Genomic DNA, 16,075 nt, shown 5'->3' with positions numbered 1-16,075 from the left:
ATCCTTATTGATAGAACAGAGGCGCGGCGGGTGCGAGACCGCCAGTGCCGGGTCGCGCTAAGGTGCCGGGCAGATTCCTGCAGCCGACGAGGCCCGGGGTGGGCAGGATAATTGAGATGTCGGCGCCCGCATGGCTATCAGCGAAGTCGTCCGTCCAGTCTGCTAGGCAACGTCCACGCCTTTCCAGAAAGCGATGTAATCCCGGATACCCTCGGCATCCGGAGTGGGGGCGGGATAGGTCCAAGCGGCGTTCACGTTGAGCGCGTCACCCGCGCGAACATGAAAGAAGCGCGCGGCGCCTTTGATCGGACAGACAGATGTGTGCGGGCTCATCTCAAGCAGGCTCAGGTCGACTCCTGACGGTGGGAAGTAGTGATTTCCCTCGACGATGACTGTTTCGTCGCTTGTGGCGATAGTAGTGTCTTTCCAGATGGCTGAGACCAACGGACTCTCCTTTTGTATTCATCAACCGGCGAAGGCTCGCGGGCTGGCTGCCCCAAGCCGCACCTCCTCAGGTGGCAGGCGGGTTGCGCCCGAGAAGTTTGTCGAGCTCGCCTCTGACATCGAGCGCGAATAGCTCATCGGAGCCACCGATAAGGGTGCCATTGATGAAGATCTGCGGCACGGAGCTTCGCCCCGACGCTTCCGCCATGGCCTGCCGGTGAGCCGGATCCGCCTCAATATCGAGCTCCTTCCATCGCACGCCCTTTTCCTTGAGGAGCGCCTTCGCTCGGCGGCAGAACGGGCACCAATTCGTGGTGTACAGCAATACATCAGTTGTCATATTGCATCTCCGGCAGTTGCACGCGGATCGCTGTCATGGCGTTGATCTCCAATTCGCGGCGTTCAAAGATGGCGACTGCACCTTGGCCGACATCGGAGCAGATGCTGACGATTGGCCGCTATCCAGGCGACATGGCCCAAAGTGCTTTCACCGCCAGGCAGAGGCCGCACGCGCCTCCTGTAGCGCCGAGCCGATGCTCTAAGGTAACCGAGCCTCGATTGGGACGGAAGCGGTCCCGCTCGAATCGCCCATCATGCTGGTCGAGCATATCAGGACGACGGATAGTGCAGGAACTTTCAAATTGAGCTTGATGTCGAGCCAGGTATCGCGAGCGAAGGCGTTCTAGAGGCCGGGGGGTACGAAGACTGTGTTCGGCAAAACGGTTCACGTTGATCGCCAAAGCTTCCCAGGGCGCACGTCTACGATCGGCGCGACGTGAGATAGCTCGCGCCGCTAGCCCCCGTAGCGCTCCGTCTTGATGATGGAGGCGTCCAAGCCCGCCAGCAGCGCGCTATCGGTTGCGATGTTGACGAATCCGTTAGACCCGCAGACGAACACTTGCGTCGGCTTTCCCTGAAGCCTGGTTAGAATTTCTTGGACCATCATGCCGTCGATCCGTCGCGCAAAGTCCGATGCGCGAACCGGTTTCTCGCGCGTAATCGCGAGCGCCAGGACGAACGCCGGATCGCTGATTTCGATGCAATGAAGTTCTTCTGAGAAGAGAACGTCCTCGGCGGTTCGTGCGGACAGGAGCAACGCTGTCGGAACGGCTTGGGCCAATGCGCGGCGCTGCCGGATCATTGCCATCAACGGCACGAGGCCGGAGCCTCCCCCGATCAACAGAACCGGATCTATGGCAGGCTCAGGCCAAAGGAAATGGCCACCGAGCGGACCGCGAACTTCGATTTCGTCACCAATCGCCGCGATGTCGTGAAAAAACGGCGAAACTTCGGCATCCGGCATGCGCTCGATAGCTATCTCGACGATCGGGGTCGAAACTGCCGATGACGCGATCGAGTAGCTGCGCATTGCACTGTAGCCGTCGGGCGCGGTCAGCCGGATATCGACGTGCTGACCTGCGGTGTGCGCGAACGGCTTGCTCAACCGAAGGAAGAAGCTCTTGATACTCGGTGTTTGCTGGATGATGTCGTCGATCACGCATGATTGCCACGAACGGACTTGCGCTTCGTTTTCAGTCATGGGTGTATCGTTGTTCGCGCCACGGATCGCCGTAGATGTGATAGCCGTGCAGCTCCCAAAAGCCGGCCTCGTCACGCGTCGTGAATTGCAGCGCATTCACCCATTTGGCGGATTTCCAGAAGTAAAGGTGCGGCACTAGAAGACGCGCCGGCCCCCCATGATCGCGGGAAAGTGGCTTGCCCGCATAACTGAGGGCGACCATCGCTTTCCCGGAAAGCAGATCCGTCAGAGGGACGTTTGTCGAATAATTATCGTAGCAGTGCGCCAAGACGAAATCGGTAGGCCGATCAAGCTCTGCATCTGCAAGGATGTCTTCAATGAGTACACCCTCCCAAACGGTATCCAGTTTGGACCAAGAGGTGACGCAGTGAATATCCTTTGTCACCTGGGTCTTTGGTAGAGTGTTGAATTCGCCCCAATTCCACGTTTTGACGGGCTTCGGACCAATTTTGACTGTGAATTTCCAGTCGGAGGGCTCTACCCTCGGCGTAGGGCCGGCCGACAGAACAGGGAAATCCTCCACCAGATGCTGACCTGGCGGAATCCGATCGGACTGGTCGCCTGAACCGCGACCGGTGAAACCTCTGGTGACCATAGTGACCCCTCTTGCTCGATACGGCAGACCGAAGCCGGCCTTCATTTCAGTACTCTGCGTAAAGCATTTGCCCGCACATCCGCCGAATAAGCCAATCGACTAAAAATCAGATACAGATGCTCTATCATCGTAAAAAATCGCGTATCGAACATAGCGTCAGGCCAGCATGATTCCCAATACCCAATGGCTATAGGGTAGATAACCCCAAGGCTGCGTACGCTGATCTGCGGTATGCGGAGCGGAAGTTGCAGGTTCGCTCTCAAACGGATGGGCAGCGTGCAAAGCTCAAGGCTCACCAGCGCATGGTTGCCCAGTTCGCGCTCGCCGGCAGCTTGAGTATATTAAGGACGAAATGTCGATCTGATCTATTCTGGCTTCAGGAAATAGGGAAAATAAGGTCGGACGTTCGCGCACCGTCGCGACGCGCGATCATCCACTAAGCTTCTGTATCGGGGTTGGAGGATCAGATGAACGAGATCGAACGACAAGCGCCTGAGCTGCGGGTGCAAAAATGGATTGGCAAAGATGGGGAAAGTATCGCGCCGTTCAAACTGTCAGATATCGGGCCCGGCCCGAAAATCTTGTTTGCCTTCCAGCATTGGTGCCAAGGTTGCCATTTGCATGGGTTTCCGACGCTACAAAAGTTGCATGCAGCGTTGAGCTCAAAAGACGTGGGGTTCGCAGTGATCCAGACCGTCTTCGAAGGAACGCATGAGAATACCTTCGAGAAGTTGCGCGTGAACCAGCTCAAGTATGAGCTTCCTATCGTTTTCGGTCACGACGAGCAACCGACCGGCTCGCCGTTTCCAACCTTCATGGAAGACTACCGCACACGAGGAACTCCGTGGTTTACGGTTATCGACGCTGGCGGTAGCATTGTTTTCTCGGACTTCCATCTCGACGCGGAGCGACTAGTGAAGCAACTTGAGCAAGGTTAATCGTTGGAAGGTGGGCAATCATCCTGATAGCCACCCATCCCCTGATGCCCACTACAGGCGTTGCGCGCTGTAACTCTGTTGATCAGCGTGCGAAAACCCGGATCCGGATAGGAGGAGCGTCAACGATTGAATCAATCCGTTGGGAGAGGGCGGCTCCGCTCCGTCAGCTCGGCAATAGATAACCCATTCTCGCCGAGCAACTCTCTGATCCGATCGACGATATGAGCCCCTAGCGCCGCTGTCTTGGTCCCCCCACAGATTCCCAAGATGCGAGTTCACACGCCGATACCTCGTGGTCAGCGCCGAAGTGCTTCTGTCGGTATGTCACCGCCGCCCTTCAATGATAAAGGCGCGGTAACGGGAACCGGCAAAGCGTTGAGCAGCGATGGTTTGGTAGGCGGGACTGTCATACCAGTCGCGAGCGGCCTGCATCGTCGGGAAACGCAAGATTACGGCCCCTTCGATGGGCGGCCCCTCCAAATGCTGGATCGCGCCATAAGCGGCGAGAAAGGTAACGTCGGCGTATAGGAAGTTCAAACGCCCTTTTCGGGCAGTCTGCTGGGTAGGCGGCGGTCGCGCAAGCCCCGTTTTGGGCACGGATCGGACGTCTGTGAGTGGGATTTCGGCATCGCGGGGCCACGCAGCGGCGTTGTCAGCAGCCATGCTTCGCTGATTCCCGACAGCGGGCCGAGCGCCGCCCTGCGGATCGTGGCCGCATCGGCTCGGATTCCGGTTTCGCCGTCGGCTGTGCAGCCGGCAGATCGTCACGCGGCTTGCACTGGCGGCGCGCGCGCTGCGGGCCTGTAGTGCGCTTCTTCCCGCGCGCCGTGCTTCTCGAAGTGGGCGAGGATGGCGCGGATGGCGGTGGGTTCCTCGATGCTGGCGACGATCCGCACGGTGCCACCGCAGTGGACGCAGGCGGTGACGTCGATGGAAAAGACCCGCTTGAGCCGTTGCGCCCAGCTCATCGCACGGCGCTTCTCCTCGGGGCTGCGCGGCGCGTCGTGGGCGCTGACGTCCACTGGCGCCGCATCGCCCGCAGGCCGCTTGCCGCGCCCCGAGGGCGTCAGCTGCGCACGCAGGTTTGCATTCGGGGCGAATACGCCGTGGAAGCGGGTGAGATGCGCGCGAGGTGGCGGGACCAGCGCCGCCAGCTTGGCGATGAAATCCACCGGATCCCATTCCACATGCGTGGTGCCATTGCGCCACGGGGTCTTGAGCTGGTAACGCACCCTGCCCTGGAGCGCTATCGACAGCCGCTTCTCGCTGATCGCCGGGCGCGTGATGTAGCGGCACAGCTTTTCCAGCTTGTGGCTTTCGTGTGCTTCGGCCGCCACGCCGGCATGCAGTGAGAAGCCGCCGACCTTGCCGGCTTCGCCCTCCAGCGAACCGGCGTCACCGGGCAGCGTTTGCAGCGTGACGACCTTGCAGCCAGCGTCGCGGCCGGTGGCGATGCGGTAGGTGATCGAACTCATCCGCAGCCCATCCATGCTGTCGTCGCCTGCAGCGCTGTCTGCCAGGAAGGCCGATTCGCCCTCCCCTTCGAGCCAGCCTTTGCGCGTCAGGTGCCGACACACCCGGTGCGCGATGGTAGCTGCCAGCTGGGTCAACTGCGCGGTGGTGGGCGCACGGGCGCGGTGCAGGCGCAGTTCGCGCCGCGGCAGCTCGGTGGCTTCCACGTACACGCCGTCGAGCCACAGCATGTGGAAGTGGATGTTCAGGTTCAGCGCGCTGCCGAAACGCTGGATCAGCGTCACCGCGCCGCACTGGGCGCTGGCGCGGTCGATGCCGGCTTGATCGGCCAACCAGCCGGCGATCACGCGCTGCACGATGCCCAGCACCGGGCCAATGGCTTCTGGCTTGCTGGCGAACAGGAAACGCAAGGGGTACGGAAAGCTCAGCACCCATTGCCGCACAGGCCGCGGGCCGAACACCTCCTCGACCAGGTGCCGCGCACTCTCGGCCATGCGTCGCGCGCCGCAACTCGGGCAGAACCCGCGCTTCTTGCAGGAGAAGGCCACCAGCCTCTCTGCACGGCAGTGCTCGCACACCACCCGCAGGAAGCCGTGCTCGAGTACGCCGCAACGCAGGTAGGCATCGAACGCCTCGCGGACATACCCGGGCAGCGAGCGGCCCTCCGCTTCGATCCGTGCAATGAAGTCCGGGTAGTGCGCCTCTACCAACGCGTACAGCAGCGTGCGCTCGGGCGCGTGGCGCGCGTACCGCGAACCGGTGTGGGCGGACGGCAGTGGCGCGCATCCCGCGGCTTGCCGCCGGGATGTGGCGAGGCGCGGCACGCAGCGCTCCGGTGCGGGGACGGCTGCTCAGTGTTGCGCCTGTGTTCGCACGTTCGTATCGGTGCGTTCTGATCTTCGCGTCAGACATTGCCGCGGCGCGGGCACAACAAAAAGCCCGGCATCGCTGCCGGGCTCCGGCCCCGTCCTTGGGGCCTTGATGTCGGGTCGTTGCCGGGATCGGACCGCGCTGGCGCGGTCCGGTTCCCTGACGACCGGGCCAACCGGATCAGAAATCCATGCCGCCCATGCCGCCCATACCGCCAGCACCCGGCATGGCCGGCTCTTCCTTCTTCGGCACTTCGGCCACGACCACTTCGGTCGTGATCGCAAGGCCGGCGACGGAAGCGGCGTGCTGCAGGGCCGAGCGGGTCACCTTGGTCGGGTCCAGGATGCCCATGGCGATCATGTCGCCGAACTCGCCGGTGGCGGCGTTGTAGCCGTAGCTGCCTTCGCCGGCCTTGACGTTGGCCACGATCACGCTCGGTTCTTCACCGGCGTTGGCCACGATGGCGCGCAGCGGGGCTTCCAGCGCACGGCGGGTGATGGCGATGCCCAGGTTCTGGTCTTCGTTGATGCCCTGCCAGGGCAGATCCGTGCACAGCACCTTGCCGTAGAAGAACAGCAAGGCCGCCAATGCCTGACGATGCGTGGAGACCGAAACCTTGCGCTCGTTCGCCAGCCAGGACAGAAATGCCTCGACTTCGCTGCTGCCCAAGGTTGCCGGGTGACGCACACCGTGGAAACGGATGAAGGCACGAACCCAGTGGACATAAGCCTGTTCGGTTCGTAAGCTGTAATGCAAGTAGCGTATGCGCTCACGCAACTGGTCCAGAACCTTGACCGAACGCAGCGGTGGTAACGGCGCAGTGGCGGTTTTCATGGCTTGTTATGACTGTTTTTTTGTACAGTCTATGCCTCGGGCATCCAAGCAGCAAGCGCGTTACGCCGTGGGTCGATGTTTGATGTTATGGAGCAGCAACGATGTTACGCAGCAGGGTGACGGTGTTCGGCATTCTGAATCTCACCGAGGACTCCTTCTTCGATGAGAGCCGGCGGCTAGACCCCGCCGGCGCTGTCACCGCGGCGATCGAAATGCTGCGAGTCGGATCAGACGTCGTGGATGTCGGACCGGCCGCCAGCCATCCGGACGCGAGGCCTGTATCGCCGGCCGATGAGATCAGACGTATTGCGCCGCTCTTAGACGCCCTGTCCGATCAGATGCACCGTGTTTCAATCGACAGCTTCCAACCGGAAACCCAGCGCTATGCGCTCAAGCGCGGCGTGGGCTACCTGAACGATATCCAAGGATTTCCTGACCCTGCGCTCTATCCCGATATTGCTGAGGCGGACTGCAGGCTGGTGGTTATGCACTCAGCGCAGCGGGATGGCATCGCCACCCGCACCGGTCACCTTCGACCCGAAGACGCGCTCGACGAGATTGTGCGGTTCTTCGAGGCGCGGGTTTCCGCCTTGCGACGGAGCGGGGTCGCTGCCGACCGGCTCATCCTCGATCCGGGGATGGGATTTTTCTTGAGCCCCGCACCGGAAACATCGCTGCACGTGCTGTCGAACCTTCAAAAGCTGAAGTCGGCGTTGGGGCTTCCGCTATTGGTCTCGGTGTCGCGGAAATCCTTCTTGGGCGCCACCGTTGGCCTTCCTGTAAAGGATCTGGGTCCAGCGAGCCTTGCGGCGGAACTTCACGCGATCGGCAATGGCGCTGACTACGTCCGCACCCACGCGCCTGGAGATCTGCGAAGCGCAATCACCTTCTCGGAAACCCTCGCGAAATTTCGCAGTCGCGACGCCAGAGACCGAGGGTTAGATCATGCCTAGCATTCACCTTCCGGCCGCCCGCTAGCGGACCCTGGTCAGGTTCCGCGAAGGTGGGCGCAGACATGCTGGGCTCGTCAGGATCAAACTGCACTATGAGGCGGCGGTTCATACCGCGCCAGGGGAGCGAATGGACAGCGAGGAGCCTCCGAACGTTCGGGTCGCCTGCTCGGGTGATATCGACGAGGTTGTGCGGCTGATGCACGACGCTGCGGCGTGGATGTCCGCCAAGGGAACGCCCGCCTGGGACGTCGCGCGGATCGACCGGACATTCGCGGAGACCTTCGTCCTGAGATCCGAGCTCCTAGTCGCGAGTTGCAGCGACGGCATCGTCGGCTGTTGCACCTTGTCGGCCGAGGATCCCGAGTTCTGGCCCGACGCCCTCAAGGGGGAGGCCGCATATCTGCACAAGCTCGCGGTGCGACGGACACATGCGGGCCGGGGTGTCAGCTCCGCGCTGATCGAGGCTTGCCGCCATGCCGCGCGAACGCAGGGGTGCGCCAAGCTGCGGCTCGACTGCCACCCGAACCTGCGTGGCCTATACGAGCGGCTCGGATTCACCCACGTCGACACTTTCAATCCCGGCTGGGATCCAACCTTCATCGCAGAACGCCTAGAACTCGAAATCTAACGTCCGTTCGGGCATCGAGGTCCATGTCGGGGTGGGACGGGCCCGTGGCTTCAAGATCACTTGCAGTCCGACCGCGATGTCTTGGTTGCGCGAGAGGTTGTCGATATCCTCCACTTCCATCATCAACCCTGGATAATGCCGCCGCCGTCATCGCCGCCGACGCCCGTGCCGGGCTTTTCGGGCCTGTCAGGCTTGCTCGGCCTTCAGCCTGCCTGGGCGAGATCTCCGGCGGACGGATTAACGGCGGAGCTTCGCCGCCTTTCGTGCGTGTGAAGGCCGAAGATAGTTCTCTCAAAAACATCCGTTTATGAGAGATACCAAATGTCATTTTCAGAAGACGACTGCACCAGTTGATTGGGCGTAATGGCTGTTGTGCAGCCAGCTCCTGACAGTTCAATATCAGAAGTGATCTGCACCAATCTCGACTATGCTCAATACTCGTGTGGGCTCTGTTGCAAAAATCGTGAAGCTTGAGCATGCTTGGCGGAGATTGGACGGACGGAACGATGACGGATTTCAAGTGGCGCCATTTCCAGGGTGATGTGATCCTGTGGGCGGTGCGCTGGTATTGTCGCTATCCGATCAGCTATCGCGACCTTGAGGAAATGCTGGCGGAACGCGGCATTTCGGTCGACCATACGACGATCTATCGCTGGGTCCAGTGCTACGCCCCGGAGATGGAGAAGCGGCTGCGCTGGTTCTGGCGGCGTGGCTTTGATCCGAGCTGGCGCCTGGATGAAACCTACGTCAAGGTGCGGGGCAAGTGGACCTACCTGTACCGGGCAGTCGACAAGCGGGGCGACACGATCGATTTCTACCTGTCGCCGACCCGCAGCGCCAAGGCAGCGAAGCGGTTCCTGGGCAAGGCCCTGCGAGGCCTGAAGCACTGGGAAAAGCCTGCCACGCTCAATACCGACAAAGCGCCGAGCTATGGTGCAGCGATCACCGATTGAAGCGCGAAGGAAAGCTGGACCGGGAGACGGCCCACCGGCAGGTGAAGTATCTCAATAACGTGATCGAGGCCGATCACGGAAAGCTCAAGATACTGATCAAGCCGGTGCGCGGTTTCAAATCGATCCCCACGGCCTATGCCACGATCAAGGGATTCGAAGTCATGCGAGCCCTGCGCAAAGGACAGGCTCGCCCCTGGTGCCTGCAGCCCGGCATCAGGGGCGAGGTGCGCCTTGTGGAGAGAGCTTTGGCATTGGGCCCTCGGCGCTGACGGAGGCCATGGGCATGCTCAACCACCATTTCGCAGCAGCCGCCTGATCGGCGCAGAGCGACAGCCTACCTCTGACTGCCGCCAATCTTTGCAACAGAGCCATAAAGAGGGTTCCGCCCATAGCGGCCGCGAATGACAATCGGGAACTTCCGTTACCGCCGCCACAAATGCCACGTCTAGCCGCCCTTCACGAACTCGAGAGATTGCTTCCCGCGCGCGGCCATCAAAAAATTCTATTTCGATATCTGGCCACCCTCGACGATAGGAATACAATAGCTCTGAAAGGAAACCTGCCGATATGGGTGTGGGGACAGCAATTCTGATCCTTCCAGCTTTGCCACTCTGGATCATAGCCGCTGTCTTTACCGCATGATCGATTTGCTCAATTCCGACCGCAACACGTGCGACAAAGTTTTTTCCAGCTTCCGTAAGCCGAACGCCTCGGGTGTTGCGCTCAAATATCGTGATGCCGAGTTCTTCCTCCAATGCCCGAACTCGTGCGCTAACGCTCGACTGACTAATTCCCAACGAAGCAGCGGCATGGCGAAAATTCAAATGCTCAGCAACGGCAATCGCATGCAAAAGTGCGGCCAACGGCACCCGATGGCCTAGCCGAGGATACGGAAAACGTTTGTCACATCTCTCGTCATATGAACGCCTTCTCATGATCGGCGCTCCCGAAATCCTCGATTAATCGCAAGCATCAAGTGTGATGAATTGCGATGGACGCTCATACCTTCAACTCCAAATGATCTTGGCAGCCATCAACCAACCTCACCCCACTACGGTATTTATGCTGAGACCGTAGAGATGATCGGCAAGAATGGGAGGCATCAGCGCCTCCCAAAGGTTAGCTGTGTTCTATGGCTCGCAGTGGGCGGGAATGCTGGGTTTGTCCGACCGGACCGGCGCGATGCCGCTGGCAATGGTTGCGGCAGCAATCAACCCTATCACCGCCAATCCGCTGCTCAGTAGATAGGGATCTGCCCCAACCATGGACGGCGAGAAACCGACTCCAATGTACAGGGCAACGCCAGCAGAGCCGCCGAGTTGGTCAGCCGCGCGTTGAACGCCAGATGCCACTCCGGCATTGTCGTCGGTGACGCCAGTTACCGCTACATATTGCAGTCCGATGAGACCAAAGCCCATCCCCAACGCTATCAACAACATTGCAGGCACTAATGCCGATACGGGCGCATCGACTTGGTCAGCCAACGCTATCAAGATCAACCCAAGCGCTGCAAAGCTAATCCCAGTGAGAGAGCAATTGCGTGCCCCCCACCGCCCTAGCAACCGAGGAACTACCAGCACTGCAATGACCAGGCATGCCGCCAACGGCACGAGCATCAGGCCTGCCTGCAACGCAGATAATCTAAGCCGATCTTGCAGGTGAAACGTGAGAAGCAGAAAAGAGGTCGATAAGGCCGCACTCAAGAGAGCGGTGGCGAGATTGGCGCGCGTTCTTGACCGATTACGAAAAAAGGAAAGTGGGATCAGGGGATTGCGGGTGTGCATTTCAACTAGAACAAACAGCGCTACCGATACCGAAGCTCCGATAAATGCAAGGAATGGCAACCACCCGATGTTTCTTCCCTTCCCAATTTCAACAATGCCATAGGAAAATAGGAGTGGAGCACAGGTCAGCAGTATAGATCCGAAAACGTCGAGGGGCTTACGCTCTCGAGGCTTATCACGCGGCAATAGTGCTGCCGTGGTCACGAGAACGAACAAGACAATTGGAACCGCAATCAGGAATATCCATCGCCACCCGAGAAACTCGACGATGATGCCAGACAGGAGAAAACCTAAGACTAGACCGCAACTGGCCACAGCCGCCCATATGCTCAGGGCGCGTGAGCGAGAAGGACCTTCGGGGAAGAGTAGCACAATCATTGCCATAGCGGCCGGAAGGGCCAACGCTTCCCCGACCCCCTGGAATATCCGAGCAATTACAAGAACTAAGAACGATTCTGCCAAACCCGCTGCAAGTGAAGCTACGCCGAAAACAATCGTTCCAATGATAAGAAGATTGCGACGCCCGAAGGCATCGCCTAGACGCCCGCCGAGCATAAGCAGGCCGCCGCCCGTAATAGTATAGGCGATAACGATCCATGGTAGCGTGTTCTGGTCAATCTCAAACGAGTGACCGATTGAAGGTAGCGCGATATTGACGATAGTCACATCGACGGCGATTAGAAATTGCAATGCCGACAGGCAGATAAGCACCACCCATGGACGCACTGCCGATGCGCGATTAGACCGCGCGACAGGAATGTATGGAAACATAGAAAAAGTCCGCTGCTGAAGTAACAACAACGACGAAGCAATGCATGCCGCGCCGAGCTAACTAACAGCGACGAAACGTGAAGAGTGCCTAAGAACGTTCCGCCGCTAGCGGAGCGTTCTAGTCACTGCGGAAGCTGCGGCGGCTGCCGCCGATTCAGAATCAAGACTAATCATGCCTTCGAAGCTGCCATCGCAGCTTCAGTATGTCAATCGGAACGGTTGGCAGTCTGGTGATGCATGCTGCGTAATGGTTCGTTCTACGAATAAAGTCGCTTGGAAGAGCCAAGTGCAGCAGGCTCGTAACGTTCCGCCCGCCTTAAGGATGACACCCTGCCGCAATGTCCTTCTAGCTCGATTAAGTTAGGGTGCCGCCAGCACCTCTACGCAAATGCGGCACGCTACAGGCCGCCGACCACCCTCCATGGTTCGTTTAATTCCGGGGCTCTGAACGCCCCGGAATCGACCAGAACCAAGGAGGATTCCATGTGCGCAGAGTGCCGCCACGCCCGCAAAGGGCGACCGCGACAATCGATCCCCGAGCCACTTCCCGACGATCTCTTCGACTACGCGGACGATCCCGCGCCGGAGGGCCGGGCGCAAGCCGGCGACGCGCCGCTTCTTACACCGAATGGGCAGAGGATGCGTGTTACTGATGATTGGCCCGAGGATATTCCCATCACCGAGGCCGAGATTGACGTGTTCGAGCGTTGGTTCGGCGATGTGTTCGACGACCTTCTGAACCCGAGAAAGCCGGATGATGGCTTGCAATTCCTATCACAAACTGATAGGAAAAAGGCGTGAGCGCGGATCGTGATCCGGGCCTCGACACGCTTCTGGACCTCGACGGACAGATGCTCTTTGTCGATCCCGAAGGCGGCTATTGGGTGAAGTTTGTCGTCACCCGCGTTCCGGCCTCGCCGGAAAAGCCGCACGGCCTAGATTATTCGCTCACGCTTCACGGGCCTTCGGGCGAACGGCTGGTCGGCTTCGATAACGCCCATCCGGTCGGCCGAGGCAGGCGGGGCGAGCCGATGGACCATAGGCATCGTCTCCAGACCGTGAAGCCCTACGCCTACGAGGATGCGGCCACGCTGTTGGCCGACTTCTGGCAGGCGGCAGACGCGGTTTTGAAGGAGCGAGGTGCCCTATGACCACATTGAAGGTCGGGATTGCCGACTATGAAGAAATGAAGGCCCGCACCATGCGGATTGCCAAGGGCGAGGAAAAGCCCGCGCCCGGCGACCCGAAGGTGTGGTTCACCTCCACCGAATCCTTCGCCAAGGTGCTGTCGGCCGGGAACCGCGAGTTGCTTCGCGTCATCGCGGAGAAGGCCCCGGCGTCACTGGAGGAACTGGCGGAAATCACCGGCCGGGCCGGCTCCAATCTGTCACGCACCCTGAAAACCATGGAGAGCTACGGCCTTGTGCGGTTTGAGCCGGGCCACGGCCGCAAGCTCGCGCCCAAGGTGGTGCATGACCGCGTGGAGCTGGCGTTGCCCCTGATAGACCGCGCCAAGCCGAGGAAGGCTATAGGAGATCGGCCATGAACATGCACAGCTCAACCTTTACCGCCCGCGCCGCGCTTTACCTGCGCGTCTCGACTGCCCGACAGGCCGAGCATGACATTTCCATTCCCGACCAGAAGCGGCAGGGCGAAGCCTATTGCGCGCAACGCGGCTACCAGCTCGTTGAAACCTATGTCGAGCCGGGCGCAACCGCCACCAACGACAAGCGCCCCGAGTTCCAGCGCATGATCGAAGCGGGCACGTCGAAGCCTGCCCCCTTCGATATTGTTGTGGTACATAGCTTCTCGCGCTTCTTCCGCGATCACTTCGAGATGGAGTTCTACGTTCGCAAGCTCGCGAAGAACGGCGTCAAGCTGGTGTCCATCACGCAGGAGATGGGCGATGATCCCATGCACCAGATGATGCGGCAGATCATGGCGCTGTTCGACGAGTATCAGTCCAAGGAGAACGCCAAGCACGTCCTGCGCGCCATGAACGAGAACGCCCGGCAGGGCTTCTGGAACGGCGCGCGACCTCCTATCGGCTATCGCATCGTTGCGGCCGAGCAGCGCGGATCGAAGATCAAGAAGAAACTGGAGATCGACCCGCTGCACGCCGACACCGTGCGGCTGATCTATCGGCTGTTTCTTGAAGGCGACGGCACGCGCGGCGCGATGGGCGTCAAGGCTATCGCCACCTATCTCAACGAGCGCCGTTTCTTCACCCGCGACGGCGGACGCTGGGGGCTGGCGCAAATCCACGCCATCCTGACCCGCACCACCTATATCGGCGAGCACAGGTTTAACACCCGCTCGCACAAGGACCGGGAGAAGAAGCCGGAGAGCGAGGTCGCCATCATGGCGGTGCCGCCCCTGATCGAGCGCAAGCTATACGATGCGGTGCAAGCCCGCCTCAAATCCCGCAATCCCATGGTGACGCCCGCGCGCATCTCCAGCGGCCCGACGCTGCTGACCGGCATTTGCTTCTGCGCCAAGTGCGGAGGTGCGATGACGTTGCGCACCGGCCAAGGCAGCACGGGAGCGACATACCGCTATTACACCTGCTCGACCAAGGCGCGGCAGGGCAAGACCGGCTGCAAGGGCCGCACGATCCCGATGGCCAAGCTGGACCATCTTGTCGCCGATCATATCGGGGATCGGCTGCTCCAGCCCAAGCGACTGGAAACTGTCCTCGCCAGCGTCATCGACCGGCGGCAGGAGCGCGCCGAGCGCCGCCGCGAGCATCTTGCCGAGCTTCACAGGCGAATCACGGAAGCCGACCAGCGGCTCGGCCGTCTCTTTGACGCTATCGAAGCGGGAATGGTGGACAAGGACGACGCCATAGCGAAAGAGCGCATGGCGAGCCTCAAGGCGTTGCGGGATCAGGCAACGGCCGATGCCGAGCGCACGCAGCTCGCCCTCGACAGTTCAGGCAATCAGGGCGTCACCCCTGACATGCTCAAGGGGTTCGCCCGTAAGGCCCGTGAACGCATAAGGCTCGACGATGGCGGCTACCGCCGCGACCACCTGCGCGCGCTAGCGCAACGCGTCGAGGTTGCTGACGACGAGGTGCGCATCATTGGATCGAAGTCGGAATTGCTGCGAACGCTGGTCGCCGCTTCCAGCGTAGAAACGGCGGCGTTCGGCGTTCAGAGTTCTGTACTGAAATGGCGCACCACGATGGCATCGAAACCGACAGCCGCACGCTGACGCTCGACAACGTGCCGCGTGCGCTCGCCAACTTCGATACCCGCGGCTTCATCAAGCTGGTCATCGAGGAACGCAGCGGACGGCTGATTGGCGTACAGGTGGTGGCCCCGGAAGCGGGCGAACTGATCCAGACGGCTGTTCTCGCCATTCGCAACCGCATGACGGTGCAGGAACTAGCCGACCAGTTGTTCCCCTACCTAACGATGGTCGAGGGCTTGAAGCTCGCGGCGCAGACCTTCAGCAAGGACGTGAAGCAACTGTCCTGCTGCGCCGGATAAGGAAAAGGAGGTGTTCGATGAACGCCTACACAGTGTCCCGACTGGCCCTTGAGGCCGGGGTGAGCGTGCATATCGTGCGCGACTACCTGCTGCGCGGATTGCTGCGGCCAGTCGCCTGCACCACGGGCGGCTACGGCTTGTTCGATGACGCCGCCTTGCAGCGGCTGTGCTTTGTGCGGGCCGCTTTTGAGGCGGGCATCGGCCTGGACGCATTGGCGCGGTTGTGCCGGGCGCTGGATGCGGCGGACTGCGATGAAACAGCCGCACAGCTTGCCGTGCTGAGTCAGTTCGTCGAACGCCGACGCGAAGCGTTGGCCGATCTGGAAGTGCAGTTGGCCGCGATGCCGACCGCGCCGGCCCAGCAAGCGGAGAGTCTGCCATGAACAGCCCCGAGCGCTTGCCGACCGAGACACACAAGCCGTTCACCGGCTACCTGTGGGGTGCGCTGGCGGTGCTCACCTGTCCCTGTCATTTGCCGATTCTCGCCATTGTGCTGGCCGGCACGACGGCCGGCGCGTTCATCGGCGAGCACTGGGGTATTGCAGCCCTCACGCTGACCGGCTTGTTTGTCCTGTCTGTGACGCGGCTGCTGCGGGCCTTCAGAGGTCGATCATGAGCGCTTCCCAGCCAATTGAATGGACAGTGGCGCAACTGGCGCAGGCGGTCGAGCGCGGGTAGCTTGAGCTGCACTACCAGCCGATTGTCGATTTGCGCAGTGAGCAGATTGTCGGGGTCGTTTGCGGGAGAGGGCGAAATCCTACGCTAAGGCTTTGGCCAACGATATTCTCCGGTAAGATTGAT

Annotated in this window: 17 protein-coding genes and 6 pseudogenes; 13 read left to right on the top strand and 10 right to left on the bottom strand. The window is 60.6% G+C overall.

Features of this window, described 5'->3' with window-relative positions; translation table 11 throughout:
* Positions 1-162 precede the first annotated feature (162 nt).
* From WEU32_RS15030 to WEU32_RS15015, 4 genes are all read right to left on the bottom strand, one after another.
* Entirely contained in the window at positions 163-444 is a 282-nt protein-coding gene (locus WEU32_RS15030; RefSeq protein ID WP_003464986.1) for a DUF427 domain-containing protein, read from the bottom strand.
* A 67-nt stretch (positions 445-511) separates the two neighbouring features.
* Entirely contained in the window at positions 512-784 is a 273-nt protein-coding gene (gene grxC / locus WEU32_RS15025; RefSeq protein WP_005005995.1) for a glutaredoxin 3, read from the bottom strand.
* A 453-nt stretch (positions 785-1,237) separates the two neighbouring features.
* Positions 1,238-1,984 carry a ferredoxin reductase gene (locus WEU32_RS15020; protein ID WP_002118292.1) on the bottom strand — a complete coding sequence of 249 codons (747 nt, stop codon included), beginning with the start codon at positions 1,982-1,984 and terminating at the stop codon, positions 1,238-1,240.
* Positions 1,977-2,579 carry a sulfite oxidase-like oxidoreductase gene (locus WEU32_RS15015; RefSeq protein WP_003464980.1) on the bottom strand — a complete coding sequence of 201 codons (603 nt, stop codon included), beginning with the start codon at positions 2,577-2,579 and terminating at the stop codon, positions 1,977-1,979. The genes WEU32_RS15020 and WEU32_RS15015 overlap by 8 nt, the downstream gene beginning before the upstream one ends.
* 467 nt (positions 2,580-3,046) lie before the next feature.
* Here WEU32_RS15015 and WEU32_RS15010 point away from each other — a divergent pair, with 467 nt between their 5' ends.
* On the top strand, positions 3,047-3,517 hold the full coding sequence (locus tag WEU32_RS15010) for a hypothetical protein (protein WP_003464979.1): 471 nt from the start codon (positions 3,047-3,049) through the stop codon (positions 3,515-3,517).
* 324 nt (positions 3,518-3,841) lie between these two features.
* Here the strand turns inward: WEU32_RS15010 and WEU32_RS15005 are convergent, their stop codons facing one another.
* From WEU32_RS15005 to intI1, 4 genes and pseudogenes are all read right to left on the bottom strand, one after another.
* The gene (locus WEU32_RS15005) at positions 3,842-4,114 is read right to left on the bottom strand and encodes a DUF1330 domain-containing protein (RefSeq protein WP_406853500.1); all 273 of its coding nucleotides are present in this window, start codon (positions 4,112-4,114) and stop codon (positions 3,842-3,844) included.
* A 167-nt stretch (positions 4,115-4,281) separates the two neighbouring features.
* Positions 4,282-5,766 (bottom strand): IS91 family transposase, encoded by a 1,485-nt coding sequence (locus tag WEU32_RS15000; RefSeq protein WP_022742855.1) that lies wholly within the window; start codon positions 5,764-5,766, stop codon positions 4,282-4,284.
* Positions 5,767-6,040: 274 nt separating this feature from the next.
* A pseudogene (locus WEU32_RS14995) lies at positions 6,041-6,394 on the bottom strand (TCP-1/cpn60 chaperonin family protein); the annotation flags it as partial.
* Positions 6,395-6,694, bottom strand: a pseudogene (intI1, locus tag WEU32_RS14990) (class 1 integron integrase IntI1); the annotation flags it as partial.
* 101 nt (positions 6,695-6,795) lie between these two features.
* Here intI1 and sul1 point away from each other — a divergent pair.
* The 4 genes and pseudogenes from sul1 (at position 6,796) to WEU32_RS14970 (ending at position 9,544) form a co-directional block, all read left to right on the top strand.
* The gene (gene sul1, locus WEU32_RS14985; protein WP_000946487.1) at positions 6,796-7,647 is read left to right on the top strand and encodes a sulfonamide-resistant dihydropteroate synthase Sul1; all 852 of its coding nucleotides are present in this window, start codon (positions 6,796-6,798) and stop codon (positions 7,645-7,647) included.
* Between the two features lie 127 nt (positions 7,648-7,774).
* The gene (locus WEU32_RS14980; protein ID WP_000376623.1) at positions 7,775-8,275 is read left to right on the top strand and encodes a GNAT family N-acetyltransferase; all 501 of its coding nucleotides are present in this window, start codon (positions 7,775-7,777) and stop codon (positions 8,273-8,275) included.
* A 320-nt stretch (positions 8,276-8,595) separates the two neighbouring features.
* Positions 8,596-8,664: pseudogene (locus WEU32_RS14975) on the top strand (hypothetical protein); the annotation flags it as partial.
* Positions 8,665-8,781: 117 nt separating this feature from the next.
* A pseudogene (locus WEU32_RS14970) lies at positions 8,782-9,544 on the top strand (IS6-like element IS6100 family transposase).
* Here WEU32_RS14970 and WEU32_RS14965 read toward each other — a convergent pair.
* Entirely contained in the window at positions 9,516-10,163 is a 648-nt protein-coding gene (locus WEU32_RS14965; protein ID WP_342482083.1) for a LysR family transcriptional regulator, read from the bottom strand. The pseudogene WEU32_RS14970 and the gene WEU32_RS14965 sit on opposite strands and share 29 nt — an antisense overlap.
* A gap of 195 nt (positions 10,164-10,358) precedes the next feature.
* The gene (locus WEU32_RS14960) at positions 10,359-11,711 is read right to left on the bottom strand and encodes an MFS transporter (protein ID WP_342482105.1); all 1,353 of its coding nucleotides are present in this window, start codon (positions 11,709-11,711) and stop codon (positions 10,359-10,361) included.
* A 555-nt stretch (positions 11,712-12,266) separates the two neighbouring features.
* Here WEU32_RS14960 and WEU32_RS14955 point away from each other — a divergent pair.
* The 8 genes and pseudogenes from WEU32_RS14955 to WEU32_RS14920 all read left to right on the top strand — a co-directional run.
* Positions 12,267-12,584 (top strand): hypothetical protein, encoded by a 318-nt coding sequence (locus WEU32_RS14955; protein ID WP_231771426.1) that lies wholly within the window; start codon positions 12,267-12,269, stop codon positions 12,582-12,584.
* Positions 12,581-12,934, top strand: coding sequence for a DUF6516 family protein (locus WEU32_RS14950; RefSeq protein ID WP_259583935.1), 354 nt, complete (start codon positions 12,581-12,583; stop codon positions 12,932-12,934). The genes WEU32_RS14955 and WEU32_RS14950 overlap by 4 nt, the downstream gene beginning before the upstream one ends.
* Positions 12,931-13,329 (top strand): helix-turn-helix domain-containing protein, encoded by a 399-nt coding sequence (locus WEU32_RS14945; protein WP_157020358.1) that lies wholly within the window; start codon positions 12,931-12,933, stop codon positions 13,327-13,329. The genes WEU32_RS14950 and WEU32_RS14945 overlap by 4 nt, the downstream gene beginning before the upstream one ends.
* On the top strand, positions 13,326-14,996 hold the full coding sequence (locus tag WEU32_RS14940) for a recombinase family protein (RefSeq protein ID WP_406853495.1): 1,671 nt from the start codon (positions 13,326-13,328) through the stop codon (positions 14,994-14,996). The genes WEU32_RS14945 and WEU32_RS14940 overlap by 4 nt, the downstream gene beginning before the upstream one ends.
* Positions 14,957-15,274 (top strand): annotated as a pseudogene (locus WEU32_RS14935) (mercuric reductase); the annotation flags it as partial. The gene WEU32_RS14940 and the pseudogene WEU32_RS14935, both read left to right, overlap by 40 nt.
* A 17-nt stretch (positions 15,275-15,291) precedes the next feature.
* Positions 15,292-15,657: a mercury resistance co-regulator MerD gene (gene merD, locus WEU32_RS14930; RefSeq protein WP_003090698.1), complete on the top strand. Its 366-nt coding sequence runs from the start codon at positions 15,292-15,294 to the stop codon at positions 15,655-15,657.
* The gene (gene merE / locus WEU32_RS14925) at positions 15,654-15,890 is read left to right on the top strand and encodes a broad-spectrum mercury transporter MerE (protein WP_003090697.1); all 237 of its coding nucleotides are present in this window, start codon (positions 15,654-15,656) and stop codon (positions 15,888-15,890) included. The genes merD and merE overlap by 4 nt, the downstream gene beginning before the upstream one ends.
* A pseudogene (locus WEU32_RS14920) lies at positions 15,887-16,051 on the top strand (Diguanylate phosphodiesterase); the annotation flags it as partial. The gene merE and the pseudogene WEU32_RS14920, both read left to right, overlap by 4 nt.
* Between the last annotated feature and the right edge of the window lie 24 nt (positions 16,052-16,075).

The organism is Brevundimonas sp. BH3 (genome assembly GCF_045345115.1).
Taxonomy (GTDB): Bacteria; Pseudomonadota; Alphaproteobacteria; order Caulobacterales; family Caulobacteraceae; genus Brevundimonas.
This window is presented reverse-complemented; position numbering and strand designations above follow the sequence as displayed.